The organism is Sunxiuqinia sp. A32, assembly GCF_052690465.1.
Window position 1 is genome coordinate 89,297 of sequence record NZ_JBQYLI010000005.1, and the last position, 23,901, is coordinate 113,197.

General features: G+C 38.4%; 14 protein-coding genes. All 14 read right to left on the reverse strand.

Annotated features, from left to right (window positions below):
- Positions 1–9: 9 nt before the first annotated feature.
- Positions 10–2,316, reverse strand: a complete 2,307-nt coding sequence (locus ACUNWD_RS06605; protein ID WP_445586997.1) for a TIM-barrel domain-containing protein — start codon at positions 2,314–2,316, stop codon at positions 10–12.
- Positions 2,317–2,357: 41 nt separating this feature from the next.
- On the reverse strand, positions 2,358–3,818 hold the full coding sequence (locus ACUNWD_RS06610) for a hypothetical protein (RefSeq protein WP_445586998.1): 1,461 nt from the start codon (positions 3,816–3,818) through the stop codon (positions 2,358–2,360).
- 29 nt (positions 3,819–3,847) lie between these two features.
- Entirely contained in the window at positions 3,848–5,323 is a 1,476-nt protein-coding gene (locus ACUNWD_RS06615; RefSeq protein WP_445586999.1) for a sialate O-acetylesterase, read from the reverse strand.
- A gap of 11 nt (positions 5,324–5,334) precedes the next feature.
- Positions 5,335–6,168 carry a carboxylesterase family protein gene (locus tag ACUNWD_RS06620; RefSeq protein WP_445587000.1) on the reverse strand — a complete coding sequence of 278 codons (834 nt, stop codon included), beginning with the start codon at positions 6,166–6,168 and terminating at the stop codon, positions 5,335–5,337.
- A 12-nt stretch (positions 6,169–6,180) separates the two neighbouring features.
- The gene (locus ACUNWD_RS06625) at positions 6,181–8,538 is read right to left on the reverse strand and encodes a heparinase II/III domain-containing protein (protein WP_445587001.1); all 2,358 of its coding nucleotides are present in this window, start codon (positions 8,536–8,538) and stop codon (positions 6,181–6,183) included.
- Between the two features lie 102 nt (positions 8,539–8,640).
- On the reverse strand, positions 8,641–9,348 hold the full coding sequence (locus ACUNWD_RS06630) for a DUF3823 domain-containing protein (protein WP_445587002.1): 708 nt from the start codon (positions 9,346–9,348) through the stop codon (positions 8,641–8,643).
- 25 nt (positions 9,349–9,373) lie between these two features.
- Positions 9,374–11,410: a RagB/SusD family nutrient uptake outer membrane protein gene (locus tag ACUNWD_RS06635; protein ID WP_445587003.1), complete on the reverse strand. Its 2,037-nt coding sequence runs from the start codon at positions 11,408–11,410 to the stop codon at positions 9,374–9,376.
- A 20-nt stretch (positions 11,411–11,430) separates the two neighbouring features.
- Complete coding sequence (locus tag ACUNWD_RS06640; RefSeq protein ID WP_445587004.1) at positions 11,431–14,889, reverse strand: TonB-dependent receptor; 3,459 nt, start codon at positions 14,887–14,889, stop codon at positions 11,431–11,433.
- Positions 14,890–14,982: 93 nt separating this feature from the next.
- Positions 14,983–16,005, reverse strand: coding sequence for a FecR family protein (locus ACUNWD_RS06645; protein WP_445587005.1), 1,023 nt, complete (start codon positions 16,003–16,005; stop codon positions 14,983–14,985).
- Positions 16,006–16,182: 177 nt separating this feature from the next.
- Complete coding sequence (locus ACUNWD_RS06650; protein WP_445587006.1) at positions 16,183–16,761, reverse strand: RNA polymerase sigma factor; 579 nt, start codon at positions 16,759–16,761, stop codon at positions 16,183–16,185.
- A gap of 135 nt (positions 16,762–16,896) precedes the next feature.
- On the reverse strand, positions 16,897–19,530 hold the full coding sequence (locus ACUNWD_RS06655) for a glycoside hydrolase family 3 C-terminal domain-containing protein (RefSeq protein WP_445587007.1): 2,634 nt from the start codon (positions 19,528–19,530) through the stop codon (positions 16,897–16,899).
- 124 nt (positions 19,531–19,654) lie between these two features.
- Positions 19,655–20,509, reverse strand: coding sequence for a glycyl-radical enzyme activating protein (locus tag ACUNWD_RS06660; RefSeq protein ID WP_445587008.1), 855 nt, complete (start codon positions 20,507–20,509; stop codon positions 19,655–19,657).
- Positions 20,496–22,862 (reverse strand): glycyl radical protein, encoded by a 2,367-nt coding sequence (locus ACUNWD_RS06665; protein ID WP_445587009.1) that lies wholly within the window; start codon positions 22,860–22,862, stop codon positions 20,496–20,498. Before ACUNWD_RS06665 ends, ACUNWD_RS06660 begins: the two co-directional genes overlap by 14 nt.
- A gap of 29 nt (positions 22,863–22,891) precedes the next feature.
- Positions 22,892–23,830 (reverse strand): ROK family protein, encoded by a 939-nt coding sequence (locus ACUNWD_RS06670; protein WP_445587010.1) that lies wholly within the window; start codon positions 23,828–23,830, stop codon positions 22,892–22,894.
- Positions 23,831–23,901: the final 71 nt, after the last annotated feature.

Here is a 23,901-nt window from a genome sequence, read left to right on the forward strand (position 1 = left end):
AGACGACAATTAAAGTTTAAGCTTTACTTTGTCTCCAGAATAGTAAACGCTGATGCTTTTTGCTGCTTCATAAATGCCTGTGCCTTGATTTTCATTCACCAAAACAATATTGAAAATCCGATCAGTTTGCATGCCATCATATTTCCCTTTTTGTGGGCTAATGTTCAGTGTTTTGCTGCTATCGTCCCACTGAAAAAGAATTTTCGAATACTCCCCTTTTTTATAGTTGAACGTTTCGCCATCATCCTCATATAGTTCAAATTCACCGTTTGCTCCGGGATATATTCTTATCTGTATCGGATCACCTGATTTTTCACCAGCATACTGTTCAACCGGCCCCATTGGAAGAATTGAACCGGCACGAACATACATCGGTATTCGGCTGATTGGAGCTTCGGCCAGGATTGCTTGACCTCCTTTGAAAGATGCTCCGGTCCAGAAATCGATCCAGATTGCTCCTTCCGGCAGATAAACATTTTTATGAGTTACTCCTTTTTCAACCACAGCACAAACCAGAAAAGCAGGTCCGTACATAAACTCATCTTTCAGGTTAAGTACCTTCTCGTCTTCCGGAAAATCGAAAGCCAGCAATCGCATCGGCGTGTAATCCTGAAAAGTAACTTTTGCGGTTAAAGAGTAAATATATGGGAGCAGTCGGTAACGAAGCTCATCATACTCAGTACATATTTTCTGTACAGTGTCTCCGAATGCCCACAGTTCATTCGGTCCATTGCTTTTGCCGTTATCGGGCAGACGTCTTCCGTGCGTGCGAAAAACCGGGCAAAACGTTCCGTATTGAAACCAGCGGGTGTAAACCTCGCGATAGTCAGGATCCGTTGCATCACCGCCCGAGTAACCACCAATATCGGTTGTCCAGTAAGGAATTCCGGCTGTAACAAAGCTCAATCCGGCAGTTACCTGCTGTTTCAGTTCCTTAAAATCAGTACCAATGTCTCCCGACCAGATTGCCGTTCCGTTACGTTGCTGTCCTGCCCATGCACAACGAGTGAGCATATAGGGTCGTTGGTTCGGGTGGACTTTCAACAGCCCATTATAAAATGTTGTGGAATGCACCAATGGATAAAGGTTCCGAACAGCTAAGGCGGGTCCTGCAAATGTAGTTGTCTTCAGAAATGAATTAACCTGATCAGGTTCAGGTCCGTCGAGAAACCAACCGTCAATACCAAGCCCCATCAAGCCTTTCTCAACCTGACTCCAATATAGCTTAGCGGCGTCAGGATTGAAAGCGTCGTATATAGTACCATCCAATGCCTTTGCGCCTTCAAGCAAATACCCCCCTTTTTCCATGGCTTCATAATTTTCACTGCCGGGTTTAAAAGTTGGCCAAACTGTCATAACCGCTTTGGTATGATACTGGTTGTGCAAGGTATCAAGCATTCCCTTTACATCGGGAAAAATAGATTCATCGAATTTATGTGAGCCTGTACCGTATTTCCCCCAATAGTGGTAGTCGATAAATATTGAACTCATCGGGATTTTTGAATCCCTCATCTTCTTTGCCACACTCAAAACCTCTTTTTGCGAAGCATACTTATTTCTACTTTGGTGAAGTCCCAAAGACCAATAAGGAAGCATTGGGGCCTCCCCTGTCAGTTCGCGATAGGCATGAATAAGCTCATCTAAATTGTTTCCGGTGAACACATAATAATCAACTATTTTCCCTTCGTCAGAGGTGAAAGACATACCTTCTTTGCCATCATTAAACAGGGTACGCGACGGATTATCCCAAAAAATTCCCCATCCATTGGTTGACAAAAGTACCGGGACTGCAGCCTGTGTATTAAATTGCACCAGTTCCCTTTGCTTTCCTCTTAAATTCAGTTCATGATCGCGAAACTGTCCCAACCCATAAATTGCTTCCGATGGAGTTAGAATAAACTGACTGGCTGGTTTCGACCCGGAAAACTTTGTGGCTCTGGAATTCTCTTCAAGCAGCTTTTTTCCTTTGCTTCCATGAAAAGACAGGCATCCATCTTTCTTGTCAACGTATACTGAGAAGTTTTGACTTTCCAGCCGAATCATTGTCTTAGTTTCCTTAACTTTAAACTTAATATCTTCAGGCGATCGTAAAACTCCAAAGCTATGTGCACTGTCAATTGCACTTCGGGTTCCAAATTGGATATGCAATACCTGAGGTAAAAAAGGTTCAACCCTGAGAACTCCATCTGTGGTTGTTATCCAAACTGAGCTACCCTCGGTTTTATATTTACTAACTTTATCTTCTCCACTTGAGCAAACATTTCCTTTTACGTTTATTGTCGCCAATAGCAGGGCGATATATAGTAGGATTTTCATTCTTGCTTTGTTCATGAGTATTATTAATGGTGTTTTATATTCTATTTTGCGCCTGAAACAAACAGGCTTTTTTCGTCATGTTGGAGTTTATAATAAAACGAAACGCCAAAATTACAAAGAGGATAATGCTGATTATAAATAACTTTGCCCGTTCTATCACGCGGTTCATACTTAGGGCGCAAAGTCGTTTCGGTTGAATCCCGCGGGAAAACAAATGAGCCATCCGGATTTTGTTGATCCAAATCAATGTATTGAAAGAATGACTGGTATGGATCACTGTCTCTTAAATTACCATGCCCTGCTGTTTTTTTACCGGCATATGCAACCTCAACTTCACCTTCCAGAGAATCATGCATTTTCAATATCACCTTATCTCCGGAAACAGTTACTTTTTCTATTTCAGTTTCTTTGTCGTTAACGAATACTTCGAAGCCGTAATCGTTCACAAACTCAGTGGTCAAGGTATCCAAAACCAAAGGACCATGCGGAACATGAAATTTTATTTGAATCTCGTTGGCAGACATCTTGCGGCTAATCTTCTCGGGCTGCAAGGGTTTAAATTTTTTTTCTAAAACTTTCGACTGGTAATAAACCTTTGCCAGCATTTCACCATACCAACGATAACCATTCGGATCGAGATGGCCGCCACGATCCGGCATTGGATAGATTGGTCCGGCCATAACAACATCCTCGTTTTCGTTCGCAGCTTCTAACTGCGCCATACCGATAGATTGTTCCCTGCCTTTTACATACTGAGCTCCCACCTGGTAGGTAATAAAAAGTGGCTTTTCGGTTTGGTCGTAGTGCTTCTGAATATCGTTTTGCATGTTATTCTTCAGTTTGATCAAAAGCGATTTATATTCGTTTTTGTCTGCTGTTGGTTTACTTCCTGCAGTAAACCCATCTTGAAAGCCCAGGTAATTCCACTCTCCCTGCATCCAGAAAACAGCGGGACAGTAGATCGTAGAATTTGACTCATGCGCTATTTCTGAACCCATCTTTATGGTTGCCCTGAATTCGTCGTAGAGATTCATGGTTTGCGATTCAGGAGAAAGTTGCTCGATCGTCTTTCCACTATTTCCGCTTGATGTTGCTAAAAATAACTGGCCCGGCTGTTTCAATTGCAAATGATTTACTGTGCCCAAAAGTGGGCATTCCGCAATTGTTCCGGCAGAGCGGTTCATAATATTCTTTTGCTTCTGGAAAGCAACAGCAATGGTACCTTTTAGCGGATTGAATACCGGGGATTTATCATTATCGTAATTAATCCAAATCTGGTTACCAATCATATAATTCCCAGCAATATTTTCAATGGAAATAACAGGATAAGCCTGATGTCCAACCGACAAACTTTGCCCGTACATAATCAAATGTGTATATTTCTTCTTTTCAGTATCTTGTTTACTTCCCGACTTTATTGCAAAAGCATTTATTGATACAAGAGATATAAGCCAAATCAGCACCAGCCGAACTTGACTGTTTTGTAGTTTTCGGTAATTCATTTTGTTATTTTTCAGATAAATAGCCGGATTTATTTACTATTAAAAGTGTCTGTTCTGAAAGGTGAAGGCGGCAGGCCATTCTTTCCGTAAAGATTTCCCTGTGGATTGTCTCCCCAGTTGTAGCGAACTGCAACAGGATTGGCAACTTGTGGTGAACTTACAATGACTTGTTTTCCGTCAGAAAAAGCATCAGCCCAAACAAAATTGCCATCCTCACCAGCAATGCCAAAACCGGTAAGTTTACCTTCTTTTAAACCACCGGTTGATTTAAATATGAGGGCTATCTTGTTATCTTCAATTTTCTGTGATTTCAGCATAGGCCCTTGAGAATCGACAGACTTTTCATAAATCATGTGATTAGCAATTAAGGATAATCGTCTTCCGACTTCTTTTTTCGCTTTTGGATGAATGTCTTCCGCATCGCCGCAATCAATAGTTACAGCCATTCCTGTATTGGGCAAAGCCAGGGTTTTTAACTGTGCTTCCCGCACCCAGGCCCAGTTTCCTTCGCTCGGTGTTTCTGCCACTTTTTTGAAATTTGGCAGTTGCACATATAAAAACGGGAAATCTCCTTCGTCCCACAGATTGCGCCAATTGCGGATTAAGCGTGGAAAAATATCCAAATATTCAACAGCCTCATCAAGATTGTCACCATTACTTTCTCCCTGGTACCAGATTACTCCACGGATACCAAAAGGGCAGATCGGGGCTATCATCGCATTATAAGCATTCGATGGCCCACGAAAATCTGCCTCTTTTGCACTCTTTTTTACTTGTTCAACTAATTCTTTGTGTTTCTCTTTGTAGGCTGGCAATGCCGGCTCAAGATCAAAACCCGACTGGCTGATCCAGGGTTGGGCTTCAGTTCCTCCTTTGTAGGAGCCAATCATACCAACCGCTTTTCCACTGCTTTTCCGAATTTCCAGGGCGAAGTAATACCCCACTGCCGAAAATCCGTGCCAAGCCCAGTTTGCAGCCATTGTTTCCGGGCTGCATACAACCCATTTTCCATTAAGAGAACCTTCTGAAACAGGAGGAATATCTTTTTGTTCCTCAAGAGATTTTGCAAAAGGAACCCAGAAAAAACGAATCATAGAGTCCGTGGCGTTTTTTATGGCTTGCTCACCTTCGGCTTCTGTTTGAATGCCAAACTCCATATTTGATTGCCCCGAGGCCAGCCAAACCTCTCCCACTAATATATTTTTGATGATTATCGTGTTATCCTGTCCTTTAACCTTCATCTCGTAAGGACCACCACTTTTCAAACTTTTCAGCTTAAGCGACCAGTTGCCTTTCGCATCTGCAACAGTCTTATATTGTTTCCCGTTGAATTCAATCTCCACCGTCTCGCCTGCTGACGCCCAACCCCAAACCGGGCTCTTCATGCCGCCCTGAAGCACCATATTATCACTAATAATTGCCGGAAGTTTTACTGCTGCAACTCCATCATTGGATGCAAATAACAACAGCAATATTCCCCCCAATAAAACAAACAACTTTTTCATCTCTCCCTCCTTTACTTTTTCACTTGTTTAAATAACCATTCCCACACTTGCGGATCACCGTAAGTGGGCGTCCAGGCACCATGATCAACATCCGGGAACTCTGTAAATCCCGGTTTACCTCCTGCTTTTTGAATAGCTGCAACCATATCGCGAGAGCACTCCACGGGCACCGTCTGATCAACTGCGCCGTGAAAAACCCACATGGGAATATCCTTTAGCTTTGCGGCATAATCAAGGTCGCCTCCGCCACAAACCGGAATCGCCGCTGCAAACCATTCGCCATGACGTTGCAAGATCTCCCAGGTTGCAAACCCGCCCATTGACAAACCAGTCACGTACACACGGTTGGTGTCAACCTGCTTCTCATTAATGGTAGTTTGAATTAGTGAAATAGCAAGTTGCATGGGCCAGGTCGGATCTTCTTTCATCTGATGCTCCCTGTTTCCATAAGGAGTATCCACCCATACTGATTCAGCATTTGTTGTTTCAGGTGTTCGGGAAGGGCATTCCGGAGCCAGAACATAACAAGGAAACTTTTTCCAGAATTCAACCGGATTAAAACGCTGGAACTGACTTCGGTTATCAAAGCCTTTCTCCCCTGCACCATGGAAGAAAATAACGAGAGGATAATCTTTACCTTTTTCCAAATTTTCGGGAACATACAAGCGATAAGGTAAGGTATGTCCATCCTGTTTAAACACCTTAAAAGAAAAAGAATCAAACTTATCTTCCCACGAACGTTTTGGTGTTTCCTCGTAATTAGGAACCAACGGATTTTGGCTGAATGCAAGGTTTACAACCAGCATCAGAGCTATCAAATAGTAAAATCTATTGAGGTGTTTCATTTGTTAATATATTTAATAGGTGCTATTAGCTTTTTCAAGTCTAAACAATTTAGAGAAAGCATCGAAACTTATTGTTGCAGGCTTATTGTTTACGAGAACCTTCGTCGGACTTCCTATGGCTCTTAATTGCAAATCGATTATTGGCTGTCCATCTAAATAAAGATCAACGGTCGCTCCTTCTCTCTTCGCGATCATAAACACTTTTGATAAAGAACTCATAACTATTTTATCTTCTTTACGCAAGTAACTTCCATCAATCACGGTGTAGTCTAAAGCCTCATCAACACCCATATTTTTTTCGTTAGCATTATATGAAATTGCAACCATGGTGGCATCTGTTTCCCAACCGTCAAAAGTATTAATGCTGGGTTCGTGCATAATCCTTCCATCAGCCACCAGGTTATAGTAAACGTATGTTACTTTTTCATTGTCGGTAATCTTTATTTTCAAAAACTTATCTCCTTCAGAAGTCTCTACTTTAGGCAAGAAACTACCTGACTGATTATTTTTTAAGAAAATTGCCGTAACAAATTTTGCAACCCGTTCTTTCTTAGGATTCAATATTGAATAGTAGGGAACCGGAGGTCTTGAACTTCTGGTTGCAGGTCCTTCCTTAACTCTTAATTTCAATTTTTCATCGTTATCTTTTCCCGGGATTTCGAGAGTTTCAGGAAACAGCGGTCTTACAACTACTTCAGCATCCTCATCAGCTATTGTAATATCTCCATCTTTAACCGAAGTATCTCCGTTATAATGAAGTAACCACTCGAACTGACCTGGCTCGTATGATTTTAAATCATCAATAACCAAAATTGTATTTCCGATCCATAGAAAGTGTCTGAAATTCCGCATTAAGTGCTGTGCATAGGGGCCCGATGCATTGGCATAAATGTATTTCATATCACCTGCATCAAGTAAACTATAGAGATGCCCGGGATTGTTCGATCCGGTATATCGATCTTCCTTGTTTTCTCCCTCTCCATTAAACAGGACTACATTATGCGCTTCGCTCTGGCAAAAATACCTGACGTAGTTAGGGTCACTATAATTGCCGCTGCCTGAATCACAAATCAAATTTTTACCATTATGATATAAAATGAATGAACCAGCATCTGCATGGGCATGATTAAAATTAAAACCACTTTTAATAGCAAGAAGTGTCGCATTTTTATCCCATGAGTTTCTTAACATTGCCCATCCCATATCGGGATACAATGCAGAATGTGGTAAATCGGGGCTGTCCGGGATTTGATGTTTATCAATACCGGGTGAATAGATTAAATCAAAAGCAAGAGGTGATTCATCATTCCGAAATCCAGACCCAGAGAACCTTTCCTTCTTTTCAAACTGATTTAAGTACCAATTATATCTCTCTTTGTAAAGTCCGTTTGCGAGTAATAGCGCTACCGGATTTTCATCATTTGCACCAAACTCTCCGTCGCCAAAATTTACCGACATTAAACCTCCTGAATTTGGATAACAGGCATCAATAAAAAATTTGTCAACTTTATCTAATACTGGTAAATCGATAAACCCGGTATCAGGAAAGGTGTTTAGGTAGGCCAATCTAAATTTTAATAAAGCACTGATTGCAAAGGCTGCATAATTTACGCCTTCGTAAAAACCACCCTCCCGATCAAAATTTGCAGGTTTGTGTCCGAACACGGTTCCCTGATATTCAACCCATTGAGGAATCGACTTTACAATTTCATTTAACCAATCACCAGCACGCGGATCTTCATCCAATATTGCCAGTATTGCAATACCTGCGTTGTAAACACAAACACTCCACCAATTGTGTCCCATTGAATCAAACGAATGAATTCTCTTAAACCCAATTAACCAATCATTTAGCGTTGGGAGAATTCCTTTATTAACAAGATTATCGACTATAAACTTTCGTTCTTCAGGTGTTAAATAGTCGTAAATACAATCGTAGCCCACTGCAATTGTTCTAGTTATCTTTGCCAGTAACAACCCTGCATTCCAGGAAGGTTTTCTGTTTATCAAATTATCCTCTTCCCAAACTTGACGATTACAATAGCTAAATAAAATCTCTTTTAGCTTTTTTGCATAATTAATCTCCCCTGTCATTAAATATGCCAACCCAAGATTATCAACAGCACCTAATCCACTTTTCTGACTATCACTAACTAAATCAATAAGTTGAAGCCATTCATTTTCAATTGAAGAATTGCTTGAAATTGCATTTTGAAGTTGTTCAATATGTTTAGGGGAATAAAATAAATAGGGATGATTACCAACCGTAGTAAACTTATTAACGCCTACATTCCTAAAATCTTTTTTTGTTTGAGCAATTGTGTTTATTGATAAAAAGGCGAAGAATAGTACTAATATAAGATATTTCATTTTGCGATTGCATTTATTACACTTAAAGGCATTATTTGAACCGGCAACAGTATATAAAAAATAGAGGGGAACAATGTCCCCTCTATATAATTACTAGCTCTGCTAGGGAACCGTAACAGGTTTTATGGTTGTATAATTATACTTTTTATAATTGTCCTTGACTCGAGCTCCTATGCGAATAAAGAAAGTAGTTGAATATTTCATCGGCTGCGTCGATGTTATAGTAATCTCCTGATTTTCGTCGCCGTCTGTCAGGTTAACTGTAGAGCCAACTATCGTATTATCGTAATTGTTGTTCCCTACATATTGAGTCGTTGAAATAAATAACTGATAATCTGACAAAGCTGGTTCTGTCTGTCCTGCAGGAGCAGGATTTCTGGTAAACCTAAAAGTTGCAACGATTTTATTATCTGCTGTAACAGATGGTTCTCCTATCCACTCAAGATTTAAATATGGGACTACCTCAAAGTTTGCAGTAGCTTTCCCCTGAATGTCCACGATCTTCATCTCTGCACTATCTAGCGGATAATATGGCCCTTCAACAGGATATACCCGATATTCACCCGCAAATATCTTAGAATTGTTATAAGTACCATCTTGTTTAAAGTTTAAATAGACCGGAATAGGATTCTCAAATCTCAACTCCTCTATTTTCATCCTCCCACTACCACTTCCCTGTTCCATCTGAAGTGGGACACCATTCATATCAGTTATCTGTCCACTCAAGGTTTCACTCGGCGAAGTGAAATTATCTATTTCGCAAGAATACATTCCCGCTATTATAAATATTAGATATAGTATTTTTTTCATCTTAGTATTTTTAAAATCACATTAATTAATTACTTGGATTTGGATGAAGGCCTTTCGTAATCTCAGAGGAAGGAATCGGTTCATAATAATTATTTACAGAGAATGTAAACCTTGATCCACGCTCATCATACCTGCAGTCTAAAATCCATTTTCCTTCAACATCATCCGACGAAATTGGATTTGCACCTTGTGCAAACATAAAAGGCATACAAACTCTCCAGGTTCTTGAATTAATTTCTGAATCAAAAGTCCTCCATCGTTTCATATCCCAGTAAATTTTGTTCTCCATTGCAAGTTCTTTTTTCCTTTCAATGCGAACTAGTTGAAGTCCACGGTTTGGAGCAATCATGTATCCACCATCTTCCAATGGAACTGAAGGATCAGTGGAAAGATCGGTTTTACTTACCAGCAAATCTGCACCTGCACGATTTCTAATAAGATTTATACATTCGAAAGCATCTTGTTGAAGATCGGAAGCTCCAGGTACTGTAGCTCCGTTCTGGTATAATTCCAAAGCTGCTTCTGCTCTATTGAGTAATATTTCAGCATACCTGATTTCAATCCAAGGTTGGGTTGAATGATGAATTAATGTTGATGCTTTAGGCAGATCTGGCAATAAATATTTTCTACCAGCAAATCCCATAATGTTTGCATACCCTCTTGAAGAACTAACACCGTCTAATCCACATGGATAAATCAGTTTCCCATTTGATAACTCATAAGGTATTTGTCCTGTTGCATTTGCTTGAGAAGATTCAACAACATTAGCCTTGTAGAAATCATTTTTCGAGTAAGCCAGCCTTGATTCGTCAGGAAAGAATTTCTGAATTGGCGCAGCAGGATCAACATCTTCTTTAAAAATACCACGACGGATATCCACCGTCAATCCTTTATGTTTATCTCCACTAAAAAGGACTTGACCTCTAAGTCTTGGCTCAGCATTCTCAAAAAATTCAGTTGCAGAATTATAGACGATGTAGGTTCCGTCTGGATTTGTTGTTACTAATTGTCCTTTTTCGTTTTTATCCATTCCATCAAACATTTCAACAAAATCCAGTGTAGGACAGTATCTATCCCCACCACCATTCGTCATATGAGTAGGATTGTATAAATGATCCCAACTATGCACTGCATCAGGATATGAATATCCTTTAGTAAGAATATTTTCAGGACTATCAGAATCAACAAACAAGTTTGCAAAGTTATCGGCTGTTGCTTTTTTATCAGAAGCAGACCAACTCTTCATATAGAGACTGTATTTACCTTCAAGCATTTTTGCAGATATATATGCTTCTTTGAAGTATTCATTTGCTTTTGTCTCAGGTATTCCATTTATCATTACCCCACCTACAGTATTAGGTGCGGCATAGCGTGCAATCGAGCCTGCATATAACATAGCTCTTGATTTGAAAGCTGCTGCAACGTATTTATTTGCACGTCCAGGATTTTCACTTGTCTCCCCAAGTTTATTGATTGCTGAATCCAAATCTGCTTTGATCAAATCAAAACATTCTTCTTCGCTGCTTCTTTGCACAAATAATTCATCAGCATTTGTTCCATCATATGACTGAACTTCTGAAACTAATGGGATACCACCATATCTCTTTACCAAAGCAAAATAAGTATAAGCACGGATAAAATAGGCTTCTCCTACCCATCGTTTCACATTAGCTTGATCCAATGTTGATTGTTTTGGCAGCTCTTCAATTAAGTTATTAGCATATCTTATCTCAAGATATCCATCTGACCACCAGCCTAAAGCAGGATTTTGGAATCCACCAGAGTTACGGTTCGCATTTTCACCAGTATTAACAGATAGACTATTGATACTATTCCATGTATTAAATCCTCTGTATCCTGAATTATTTGTTGCACTATACTTAAAGTCCTCAATTGGCAACCTTCCATATAGTGATGACATATAGGCCTTCACTCCTTCAGCACTACTCAATATCACTTCATTGGTAAGTACGTTTGGTGGAGCAATATCAAGTTTTTCACACGAAAAAAAACTTAAAATCAGCAAGGCTGATAATGTTATTTGAATATATTTTATTTTCATAATTTTTAATTTAAAGAGGATTAAAATCTAAGGCTAGCACCAACATTTACCACTTTATTCATCGGATACAGATATCCATATAAATCAGATGGATGTTCAGGATCAACTCCAATTGCTTTTGTGAACGTTAACAGGTTATAACCATTAGCAAAAATCCTAAGATTACTCATGCCAATTTTCTGGGTTAACCTTTCAGGCAATGTATATCCAAGCTCAATACTTTTAAGTCTCAAATAAGAAGTATTCTGTATTCCTCTTTCGGAATCTATATCATATGTTGTACCAGTATAAGCAAGTCTGCCTTGAATCCATTCATTAGTTGGATCATAAGGATCTTTTCGAGAATCAACCGGATGCCAACGATCCATAAAGAAATCTAACGCGTTTGAAACAATACTTTGGTACATCTCTCCGTAAGCTGCATATGATTTTGCTGCTCCCTGGAATAGTGCATTTACATCGAATCTCTTGTAGTTGACCCCGATATTAAAACCAAAGTTTAACAAAGGATAATTTCTTTTACCATTAAAGTTGCTCGATGGATTTGTTGTTGTTGCAATTGGATGACGGTCTGCATTATCAATAATGCCATCTTCATTCCAATCATCATAAATGTAATCACCTGGAAGAACTCCCCGGCTGGTATATACTGGATAGTATTTAATTTCTTCATAAGATTGATATTGACCTTCATATCCTAATCCGAACCAAATATCGTTGTATCGATTTGTTGGATCATTCCTCCATTTTGCATATGAACTTCCGTCTTCTGCTCTTTCAACATAAATATTTTTAGTACGGGTATAAGCAATATTGGCACTAAGATTAATACTTAAATCTGTAGTTATCTTATTCCGATGTGTTAATGCAAGTTCAAATCCTTCTGTCCTGTCAGAATTTAAATTCTCTTGTGGCAAGTTAGCTCCAAAAGACAATGGAAGAGATAATAGACGATTTGCAAGCAATCCACTTCTGTCTCGTCTAAAAATGTCAAGATTAATACCTAACAAATTATCCCATAAGTTTGCATCCAAACCTAAGTTGGTTGTTTTTAAAGTATACCAAGTAATATTGGGATTGGCAACATTTCGGAATCCCAGAGAGCTAGTCCAGGAATCAAACAAATAGCCTGAAGCAAGTTTTTGAGAATTACCTCCGCTAAACGGATAATCATATCCGGTAATAAATTGGAACCGTGAAGCTCCGTCATCACCCATAACACCATAAGATGCTCTTAATTTAAGATTGTTAATGAATGATAATGACGATGAGTTCTTAAAAAATCCCTCTTCAGAGACACGCCATGCTGCCCTATATGAAGGGAAAAAGCCCCACTGCTTATTGGTTGGGAATTTTGATGAACCATCATAACGAAAACTAAAGGTAAAAAGGTATTTCCCTGAGTAGTTATAATCCAATCTTCCAACCAAACCTTTATTTGTATTCTCGTAAACACCTCCACTACTTGCGTTACCAACCTGATTGTCGGCATTACCTGCAAACAGATATGGAATTGCAATACTCAACTCTCTTTGGGCATAAAAACCATCACCGGAATTGTTGCTTTCTTCAAAAAGTGCTAATGCATCGAAAAAGTGTTTTTCATTAATATTAGCCTTGTACTTTAAGGAGAGTTGTAACAACTTACTTGGTCTGCTACTATAATTCCTTGTAACCCTGTTTGGAGATTGATAACTGGTTGACATGTACTCATCTGTCGTAGCATTATACTCATATTCATAGAATATTTTCTGATAGTCAGTCCTGTCATTCATTGAAAAATCATAACTAAAAAGACCACTAGCTGTAAGTCCCTTTATGAATGGCACTTCATAATCCAATGAAAAAGAACTTTGGAATATCCTGTTGATATTAACACGATTCCCGGAAATATCAGCATCAGCAATAGCTCCCGGATTATAGTCAGCCTGATTTTTGTATATATAGTCTGGATTATTATTTGCATAATATGGATCGTCAGGATGGGACCTCCATAGATTTTTAAATATTTCCCACGAATCCCGATATGGACGATTCTGCTCATCTAAAATGCCACTCACTTTTAGTGATGCTTTTAGCTGTTCAGTAATTTGAGCATTCAGATTTGCCCGTACATTGTATTTTTTATAGTTCAGGTCGTTACTTTTCCAAAATCCTCCCTGATAGCTATATCCCATATTAATGTAATAATCAATCTTTTCTGATCCACCGCTAGCACTTAAATTTTGCTGAGACTGGGGAGCATTGCTTCTCATAACTTCACCATACCAATCAGTACTTTCCCTGGTACCATCCAAGAAAGGTTGCATAACATCATCATCATAAGTTAAAGTTGGAGAGTTAATATTATGCATTGATTTCTCGTTAAAAATCGTAAACCGATCAATTGCATCTAAAGGGGAAGGTAATCCTGTAGGATTTTGAAATCCGGTCATGTATGAATACTCAATTTTCGCCTTCCCTTTTTCGCCTTTTTTAGTTGTAATAAGAACAACTCCATTACCGGCACGAACCCCATAAACTGCAGCTGCTGCATCTTTTAGTACGGATACACTTTCAATGTCATTTGGATCCAATCTTGTAAAGTTATCTCTTGGAACTCCGTCCACAACAACAAGAGGTGACCCAAAACCCCGAATATCAAATTGATTATCAAAAGTTCCCGGTTCAGATGTCCTCTGAACAACCCGAACTCCTGGCATTTTACCAGTCAGTGTGTTCTGTAGGTTTTGGTTCTTTGTTACTACAATATCTTCACTTTTAATTGAAGCCACAGAACCAGTAAGAGTCGCCTTTGTTTGCGTTCCATAACCAACAGCAACTACTTCTTCCAGACCAATAGATTCTTCTTCCATAGTAACATTGATCACAGAATTTCCTGCAACTGCAACTTCGAAAGTTTTCATTCCAACAAAAGAAAATACCAAGGTGGCATTGGAAGGAACACTTCCTAAAACGAATCCTCCATTAACGTCTGTTATCGTTCCGGTAGTTGTTCCTTTAATAACCACTGTAACACCCGGAAGCGCCATGCCTGTATTATCAACTACCTTACCTGAAATTGACTTTTGCTGCGCACTAGCAGTAAAATCGCTATTGGAGCTTGCTAATACAATTTGCCTGTTTACTACAGAATAATTGATATTTGTTCCTTTTAGCAACTTATCAAGAATAGAGCTAATTGTCTGATCATTTACTTTTATATCAACAGTTTGATTAACATCGATAAGGTCCCTGTTGTAAATGAAAAAGAATTCCGACCTATCCTCAATCAATTTCAAAACATTTTCCAAACGTTGGTTGCTCTCATCTAAAGAAAGCTTTGTCTGCTGCGAATATGATTCTACAGCCATCAATTGGATAAGTCCCAGAAAAAAACAAAATACGGTAAATCGTAACATCCTAATAATCTTTTTAAAGGCATACCCATCATAGGGCGAAAAGGTTCTTTGCGCCTTTGGTTCTCGAAATTTTTCCATAAATTTACATTTGTGTTAGAGTAAATAATTATTGTGCATTGCTCTGCATATTCACAGGAAAGTGCCGCAAACACTTTCCTGTTTTGCATTCTATTATTTGAGTTTTATTATTACTTTCTTTTTCTTTAATATTCCCTGTCCATCAACATCTCTTTTTTCTATTTGGTAATCAATCGGTGTCGTCATTGCAATCAATCTCATTACCTCTTCCAATGGCTCATCATTGAATGTCGCTTTAAAAACAAAGTTTTTTAAAGTTTCATCCTCAATTATCAATTCGGCATTATACCAACGTTCTATCTTAAGAGCTGCTTGTCCTAAGGGTTCATTGTTAATAACTAAATACCCTTCTTTCCATGAGGTATAAATCTTCGTATCTACTTTGTCAAAATTTAGACTTTTTCGATTGTGATTGTAGGAAATTATGTCACCAGGAACCAAATCCTTTTTGAATTTTGCCGACTTTCCGATTACTTCCACCTTTCCTTTTTCCAAGGTAACAGAGGTATATGGATCATTTAAATAGGCTGAAACATTAAATTGAGTTCCCAATACTTTTACATCCATATCTCTTGTACTTACAATGAACTTTGAGTTATTAAAATGTTTCACGTCAAAAAAGGCTTCACCCTCCAACTCAACAACACGATTATCCAGAAATTTGGGAGAATACTTAAGTTTAGCTCCACTGTTTAGCCAACCATAAGTGCTATCTGGCAACATAAACTTACTTTTGGCTCCTTCCGGGACATTAATTTCAACCCATTGGTCTGTCGCTAATGGATCTTTATTAAATAGTAAATAGCTAAAGAAAGTGACTATAAAAAGAGGAATTAATACTGCTGCAACGTTTCGATAATATTGCCACAATTTCAACTTTCTTTTCTCTTTCTTCTCTTCTAGCAATATTTGATAGTGAATTTTTTCGAAAACCGGTTGAAGATCTTCTTGAGATTTTACATCTGACAATTGTTGCCAACCATCAAAAAGAAAGTTTTCAGTATCCTTATCATTGTAAACATTCTGAAACCAATCTTTCACTTTCAGATAATCGTTATACGAATAATTACCTTTCGAGAAATTTGCCAGAATCTTGGAATCAATTTTACCTTTCATTCTATAATTATTTCAAAAACACCAGTTATATCCTGGTTTATTTGAAATCCCTAGGCAAAAATCAAAAAAAAATCAATTCTCACACCAAAAACAAACACAACACACTGATAAAGGGCAAATTAAAATAAGAAAATATTAATATTTTTAATGAGAGGATAAAATCTTTGAGTAGTCCTTTTATTGAACAAACAGATGAAAGAAAAGAATTCCATTAATTCTTAATCGTTCAAATTCATCTTTTAGATATCTCATCGATTCCGAGATGTGGTATTCAACCGTTTTAACAGAAATATCTAGTTCTTCTGCAATCTCCTTTTGCGATTTGCCTTCAATTTTCATTTTAGTGAAAACAACTTTTCTCTTTTCAGGCATCTGCTCTATCAACTCTTCCAGCTTATCAAGCAACAACTGGTAATCAGACCTGTTGTCAAATTCCTCTTTATGCTCAGATAAGTTGAATATGATATCATGCTTTACCTCATTAATGCGTGAAAGCTTGTTGAAATATTTCCGCACTGCATTCAGTGTAATCGTAAAAAGGTAAGATTGAAATGATTTGTCTGTCCGAATGTCTGCTCTGTTTTTCCATATCTTAACAAATACTTCCTGAACGATATCTTCTGCTGCTTCCCTGGATTTCAGATAACTTAATGAAAACAAAAAAAGCTGTTTGCTATACTGTTGGAAAATTCGTTCAAAAGCAGAATGATCTCCCTTCTTCAATTCCTTTATTAACTCTTTTTCAAATGGAATCATCTATTGCTAACAATTGATCTCACATAAATTACAAATGACAAAGCTAATAAATGAATCCGATAACTCTTGAATCCATTTATTAGCTTTCTAAATTAACATTCAATTTAATTTGAACTATTGCTTATTCTACAGACCTTATTTTACAGAAACCTCTTTTCCTACGATTCTAAATCTTCCATCTACGGTTGATGTTGTTTCGGCATCCGCTACACCTGAAAATCCGGATTGCTTTCCTCCTACGCTAACTGTAAACCAGCCTGGTTCAATTACTCGAATGTCTTCTTTATTAATCAGTGATAACTGTTCTGGTTTTAAGGTAAAGCTTATAGTTTTTGTTTCGCCCATTTTAAGACTAATTCGTTCAAAACCCTCCAATTGTCTGATAGGCCTCGGAGTTGATGCTTTTTCATCAGTAAGATACAATTGAACCACTTCATCTCCATCCCGACTTCCCATATTCGTAACATCAACAGAAATTATTACGGGTTCATTTACATTTATTTTCTCTGGAACCTGCAAGTTCGAATAGTCAAATGTTGTGTAGCTTAATCCATACCCAAAAGGGAAAAGGGGATCACCGTGGAAATACCGATAAGTACGTCCTTCCATATTATAATCCTCGAATGGTGGCAATTGATCTACCGATTTGTAATAGGTAACAGGCAAACGCCCCGATGGATTGTAATCGCCGAACAATACATCGGCAACAGCAGTTCCTCCCTGTTGTCCAGGATATCCGGCCGAAATAATAGCAGGAATATTTTCAGCAGCCCAATTGATTGAAAGGGCACTTCCATTAATAAGAACCAAAACAACCGGTTTTCCGGTAGCAACAACTTCTTTCATTAGCTCCGCCTGTTTGGCTGGTAATTTCAAATGTGTCCTATCTCCACCTTTAAAACCATCAACCTCCAATTTCATTTCTTCTCCTTCCAATCTTTCATTCAATCCTAAAACAAGAACTGTAACGTCAGATTTTTTTGCAGCTTCAACAGCTCTTTCTTTCATATTCGGATCAGGAACCGACCATAATAACTTTGCTGTAGCATCTCCAAAATAATTTTTGTACTCTGCAGTCAATTGATACTTCTCACCAGCTTCCAGCTTTACATTATATGGAGCCAAAGCAGCATTGTCACGATTTCTTACACTTGAAACACTTTCACCATTGTGAGTAATCTTGATATAAGGTTTACCCATTCCACTAATAATGTATTCGCCCGATTTTCGAGGGATCAAATATCCGGTCCACCGAACGCTATAATTGTCATCTTCCATCCGAGGATCTGGAATTCCATTATCCCAAGTAAAATTGATTTGATTATCAACCCTTGTAAACAAAGGATCACCCTCAAGTTCACTATTTGCGTAGTATTCTCCAACAACACCTTGTCTTCCATCTTCCGTTTGAAAGTAAACAGAGGGTATAGGTTCGAAAAGAGGAACACCTTCAGCTAATTCACACCCCTGCTCATAGATTACATTTATTTCAGGTTCAACCTTATTTTTTAAGCCATTAACAATTGTTACCGGATGAGAAGGAATACCATTATAGTTTCCCCAAAGTGACTGAACTTCATCTGCATTTGGGCCAATAACTGCAATTGATTTTATATTCCTTGAAAGAGGCAATGCATTGTTTTCATTTCTAAGCAAGACGATACTTTTCTGAGCAGCCTCCAAAGCTAAATAATCGTGTGCTGGATTGTCATTTACTGAATAGGGAATTTGTGCATATTCGACTAATTCTTCCGGATCAAACATTCCAAGCTTAAAACGTGCGGTAAACAATCTTTTTACTGCAACATCCAGATCTTCCTCGGTAAGCAAACCTTGCTTGTATGCATCCGCAAGAGCTTTATATGCAGATCCACAATTTAAATCACATCCACTTTTAACAGCAAGAGCAGACGCAGAAGCAGCATCAGGCACAATCCTATGATACCTCCATATATCTGTTATTGCACCACAGTCGGAAACGACATAACCATCAAATCCCCATTCATTTCGCAATATTCCAAACAAATCATCGCTAGCACAACAAGCTTTTCCTCTGAATCTATTGTACGCTCCCATCACAGAATATGCTCCGCCATCAACAATCAATGTTTTAAATGCTGGCAAATAAGTCTCACGAAGATCCCGTTCACTTACATTAGCATCAAATTGGTGTCTCCCAGGCTCGGGTCCTGAATGAACTGCATAATGTTTAGCGGTTGCAACCAGCTTTAAGTATTTAGGATCATCTCCTTGTAATCCCTGCACAAACTCTTTTCCCATTTGTCCGGTCAAATAAGGATCTTCTCCGTATGTTTCGTGTCCTCTACCCCATCTCGGATCTCTAAAAATATTGATATTTGGAGACCAAAATGTCAGTCCCTGATAGATACCACGTTGTCCGTTTCGAACAAATTCATGATGCTTAGCCCTAGCTTCATCGGAGATTACAGAAGCAACATCATAAATTAATTTTTTATCCCATGAGGCGGCAATGGAAATAGACTGTGGAAAAACAGTCGCATAGCCAGCGCGTCCAACACCGTGCAAACATTCGTTCCACCAATTATACTCAGGGACACCAAGTCGCTCAATTGCAGGTGCCTCGTAAAGCAATTGATCAATTTTCTCCTGAACTGTTAGCCTGGATACCAAATCCTCAACTCTTTCTTCAATAGTAAGATCAGTATTCTGAAATGGAAAGGTAGGTTGAGCCTTAATATGTTGGCTCATTCCGATAATAATAGCAAAAAGCAATAATAGGTTTTTCATAATGGTTAGATTATCTGTTCTGTTCTGGTATGCAAAAATGAAAAATTCTTTGAACAAGTTCCAAAATATTTTACTTTCTGTCAAAAATCAACCAATCGAAGTTGGTGTTTATCTTATAATCCAATTATTTATTCTTTTGTAGAAGAAACGGTATTCCCAGTCGAGCGTAATTGTTTTCAGTTAACGGATTATAATTGATCAATTCAATTGGGATGTTTTCATCGATTTCTGAGACAAAATTCTTGATGGCTGTCTTGTTTGCAACGGTATCTGTAATATCGCTTATCAGAGGTATTCTGACAATAATTTTCTTTCCCGTAGTTGCTAAATATCGAAAGTTATCTTTTATTTTCTCATTGTTTCTCCCTGTATGAAGCTTGTGCTGTTTTGTATCAAAAATCTTTATATCAACAAAGAACAAATCAACGTAAGGTAAAACCTGATCGATAGCTTCCCGATCACAATACAAACAAGTTTCGATGGTCGTGTGTATATTCAGATCCTTGCAAGCTTTTAGTATGGCAGTTGTAAATTCTGGTTGATGCAGTGCTTCTCCTCCTGTTAGTGTGACACCACCCCCTGATTTTTGATAAAACGTGAGGTCTTTCTCAATTTCTTCGACAATTTCATTGACGGTAGCTTTATATCCAGTGAATTGTAAAGCATTCGTGGGGCATATCGTTATGCATTCCCCTGATAGATTACAGGTTTTTCTATTAATCTCTATTTGAGAAACTGGCTCTCCTGTTAACAGTAATGAATTTGTAGGACATGCATTTACACACAATGCACATGAGATACAGAGATTCTTATTGTACCAAAGTGAATTTCCGGAACTTATCCCCTCTGGGCTATGACACCAAACACATTTCATCGGACATCCCTTCAAAAAAACCGATGTTCGAATACCTGGTCCATCATGAACACAAAAGCGTTTTATTTTAAATATTTTCCCCTCCATCGAATTATTCTTCACCATGAGTAGTTCGATTAATTATTTCATCTTGCAAATCGGGTGCTAACTCAATAAAATATGCCGTATAGCCAGCTACTCGAATGGTTAGTCCACGATAGGATTCAGGATCCTCCTTCGCTTTTTTCAGTTCATCCGAGGTTACCACATTAAATTGAACATGATGAACCGGTAAGCCAGTAAACGCTTTAAGCATCGATGCGAATTTACCAGTACCTTCACTGGTAGAAAATAATGAGGGCAGGAATTTCATATTCAATAGAGTACCGTTACTTGCAAGATGAGAAGGCATGCGAAGAACAGAATTCAAGACTGCAGTTGGCCCTTTCTTATCCCGTCCGTACATCGGAGACATTCCGCCGTCAGCCAATGGAGTTTGGGCAAGTCGACCATCAGCCGAAGCTCCCACATTATTTCCCATCGGAACATGTGCTGAAACTGTATACAACCCCATGTGATATTTACCTCCCCTGTAATTGGTATAGGTTTTTATTTTTTTTGCGAAATATTCTGCCCATTTGGCTCCTAATAAATCAACCCAAACAACATCATTTCCATATTTAGGAACATGGTTAATACACATCTGACGAAGAGGTTCATTGTCTCTAAAATTCGCTTTCAACGCTTTAAGAAGAGTCGCTTTATCAACCTTTTTCTCATCAAATATCAATTGTTTCAACACTGCCAAACTATCCGCAATATTTGCTACCTGAATCGCCTGTATTCCCGACAAATTGTATTTTGCTCCTCCTGCAGTAACATCAATTCCACGTTCAATACAATCATCAACAACTGCCGAAAGAAAAGGCGATGGCAAATGATCCTGATGAGCCTTTTCAACCACTTCACAGGCACCGATCATTTTATCAATAAAATAATCTATTTGCGACTGAAATGCGTTCTCCAAATCTTCATAAGCGGAATACTGAGTTAAATCTCCAGTCTTTAATCCCATCTGTTTTCCTGAAATCAGGCATTTCCCATCATTAATGGTTAGCTCCAGCACTTTTACCAGGTTAAACATCGCTGCATCACTCCAACCAAGATAATTTCCTTGGGTGCTCAGTTCAACACATCCAACCAAAACATAGTCATTGCAATCTTCCCGACTGATTCCGACTTGCTTTAATGAAGGAATAATACTTTCATCATTTGCGATCTGAGGCATTCCTGTTCCCAAACCAATTATTCTGCTACATTCAAACAAATATTTTTCGGGCGAGTTTTTATGAGCTCGGGCGGTTAAATTTGGTTGCGGCAACCGAATATGGTCTTGCGCTTTAATTATCAAGTAGGTGAGTTCATTGGTGGCATCTTCTCCATCAACTGTTTGACCCCCAATTGTACAATTAAACCCAATTGGAAAGCCAGCAAAAAACTCTGCACTATGTGCATTTCGCATATATACAATTTGATTGAATTTAATAAACAAGGCGTCCATTAATTCTAATGCCTCACTCATGTCAATCCGGCCATCTTTCAAATCCTTATCAAAATAAGGGAATAAATATTGATCGATACGCCCGGGAGAAAATGAAGAAGCATTTGATTCCATTTGCAGAATGACAAACAGAAACCAAACAGATTGAAGTGCTTCCCGATAAGTTGAAGGCGGGTTTTCTGAGAGAGAAATACAAACTTCTGCTATCCCTTTTAGATTTTCTTTTAAATCAGTATCGGACTGTTCTTTTTCTATTTTCATGGCCAATTCGCCATAGCGGCGAATAAATTCACATGAAGCTTCCAGTGTTATACCAACACTTTCATAAAAATCTTTGGATTCACTCGATGAGTCTTTCAAATATATTTTTACACTTTCCAATAATCCTTTTGGGCCATATTTAAGCCAATCTTCAACTTTTGGGCAGATATGTCCTTGTGCATGATCTTTCTGGTTGATTTTTACGACTTTCCCTAAAGCCTCCAGTTCATTGCCATAGGTATTATAAATATCATTTTCGAGTGTTTTTCCCCTCCAGTAAGGCTCCAGAATTTCTCTGAAATAGGTAATATCTTCTTGCCTAAGCTGAAAAGGATCTTGGGTTCGGGTAGGAAGTGTTTCAATTTCATTTTCGAGCCATGAAATTCCAGCCTCAGGAAATACGATTCCTGCACGGATATCAGGAGTTCTATTTCCAACAATCAACTCTTCCGGATCAACTGAAATAGTCATTCCTTTCAATGAGCTTGCGAGAGCTTTTGCACGTTTCAATATAACTGGAAGATTTTCATTTTCCTGATAAACAGCCGTTATCAATTTAGCCTGTTCCGTGGAAAGGTGTCTTGTTGCTTCCAACGTCTTTTTCCGAAGAGAAAGAATTCTTTTTGTTGGTTTTATATCCTGAATATTGGCACTCATTTTTCGAATATTAATTACTTATCCAACTCCTACATCAAAGGTAATAATGGCTGAATCTGTTTCCAGAAATCCTCATTCATTAGTCGCGCACTTCCCATCATGGCTGAGCTTTCCATCTGATTCGACAATTGTATTTTTATATCAATACTCCTACGTTCAAGTACCGAAGAAAAAGCGGGGCCAAACAGTTCAAATGCCCTGGCTATATTTCCACCAAGCACCAGACAATCAGCATTAAATCTTTGAATCCACAATGAAAGAAACTCTGCCAAAGAGGCTCCAAATTCGTTAAAAATTTCAATAAGTTCCGGATTGGCATCTGTTTGCCTGGCTATTTCTTTTACTCCATGTGCGCTTTTACCGGTTCTTTTAGCATATTCATTCACAAACCACCCTGTACAGAAATAATCATTCGCAATACTATCCTTATAAGGTAAGTGATACAAACATCCCTTAGGAGGAACGTCGTTTCTTTCTAATACCGGAATGCCGGATTCTATAAAGGCTACACCCAACCCGGTACCCAATGTAATAGCAATTGTTCTTTTTGAATTTGAACTTTTCCCTTTCCACGCATCACCAATAGCAAATGCGGTTGCATCATTTACAAAACGTATCGGAACATTATCAGGCAAATCCAAAACTTTTTTGAGCTCAACAGCGACATTAACGCCATATAAATTCTCAAATTTATTAACGTCTTTAGTAAACAAGGCAACACCATTCGTATAATCAAAAGGACCGGGCATTGCTATGCCGATTCCTACCAAATCATTTTGTCCAATATCAGAAATAGATTTACCAAGAGCATCTTTCCAAGAATTTAGAATTTCTATCGCTGAAGCCGTATTGTCGACTACACAACAGGATTTTCCATTTTTCAGTATTGTCTCCTTTTCCATGTCCATGGAGAGCACACTGATATGACTACCTCCAACATCAACACCAATTGCATATTTCTTTTTCATAAGTTCAACTCAATTTCTTTGGTAAGATTAAACTCCAGATCAATAAAATCACCATGTATCTTCTGCTATTC

Excerpts from the sequence above, each read along its gene's own strand:
- ACUNWD_RS06605 (WP_445586997.1), bottom strand. The coding sequence starts at position 2,316 with ATGAAAATCCTACTATATATCGCCCTGCTATTGGCGACAATAAACGTA.
- ACUNWD_RS06610 (WP_445586998.1), bottom strand. The coding sequence starts at position 3,818 with ATGAATTACCGAAAACTACAAAACAGTCAAGTTCGGCTGGTGCTGATT.
- ACUNWD_RS06615 (WP_445586999.1), bottom strand. The coding sequence starts at position 5,323 with ATGAAAAAGTTGTTTGTTTTATTGGGGGGAATATTGCTGTTGTTATTT.
- ACUNWD_RS06620 (WP_445587000.1), bottom strand. The coding sequence starts at position 6,168 with ATGAAACACCTCAATAGATTTTACTATTTGATAGCTCTGATGCTGGTT.
- ACUNWD_RS06625 (WP_445587001.1), bottom strand. The coding sequence starts at position 8,538 with ATGAAATATCTTATATTAGTACTATTCTTCGCCTTTTTATCAATAAAC.
- ACUNWD_RS06630 (WP_445587002.1), bottom strand. The coding sequence starts at position 9,348 with ATGAAAAAAATACTATATCTAATATTTATAATAGCGGGAATGTATTCT.
- ACUNWD_RS06635 (WP_445587003.1), bottom strand. The coding sequence starts at position 11,410 with ATGAAAATAAAATATATTCAAATAACATTATCAGCCTTGCTGATTTTA.
- ACUNWD_RS06640 (WP_445587004.1), bottom strand. The coding sequence starts at position 14,889 with ATGGAAAAATTTCGAGAACCAAAGGCGCAAAGAACCTTTTCGCCCTAT.
- ACUNWD_RS06645 (WP_445587005.1), bottom strand. The coding sequence starts at position 16,005 with ATGAAAGGTAAAATTGATTCCAAGATTCTGGCAAATTTCTCGAAAGGT.
- ACUNWD_RS06650 (WP_445587006.1), bottom strand. The coding sequence starts at position 16,761 with ATGATTCCATTTGAAAAAGAGTTAATAAAGGAATTGAAGAAGGGAGAT.
- ACUNWD_RS06655 (WP_445587007.1), bottom strand. The coding sequence starts at position 19,530 with ATGAAAAACCTATTATTGCTTTTTGCTATTATTATCGGAATGAGCCAA.
- ACUNWD_RS06660 (WP_445587008.1), bottom strand. The coding sequence starts at position 20,509 with ATGGTGAAGAATAATTCGATGGAGGGGAAAATATTTAAAATAAAACGC.
- ACUNWD_RS06665 (WP_445587009.1), bottom strand. The coding sequence starts at position 22,862 with ATGAGTGCCAATATTCAGGATATAAAACCAACAAAAAGAATTCTTTCT.
- ACUNWD_RS06670 (WP_445587010.1), bottom strand. The coding sequence starts at position 23,830 with ATGAAAAAGAAATATGCAATTGGTGTTGATGTTGGAGGTAGTCATATC.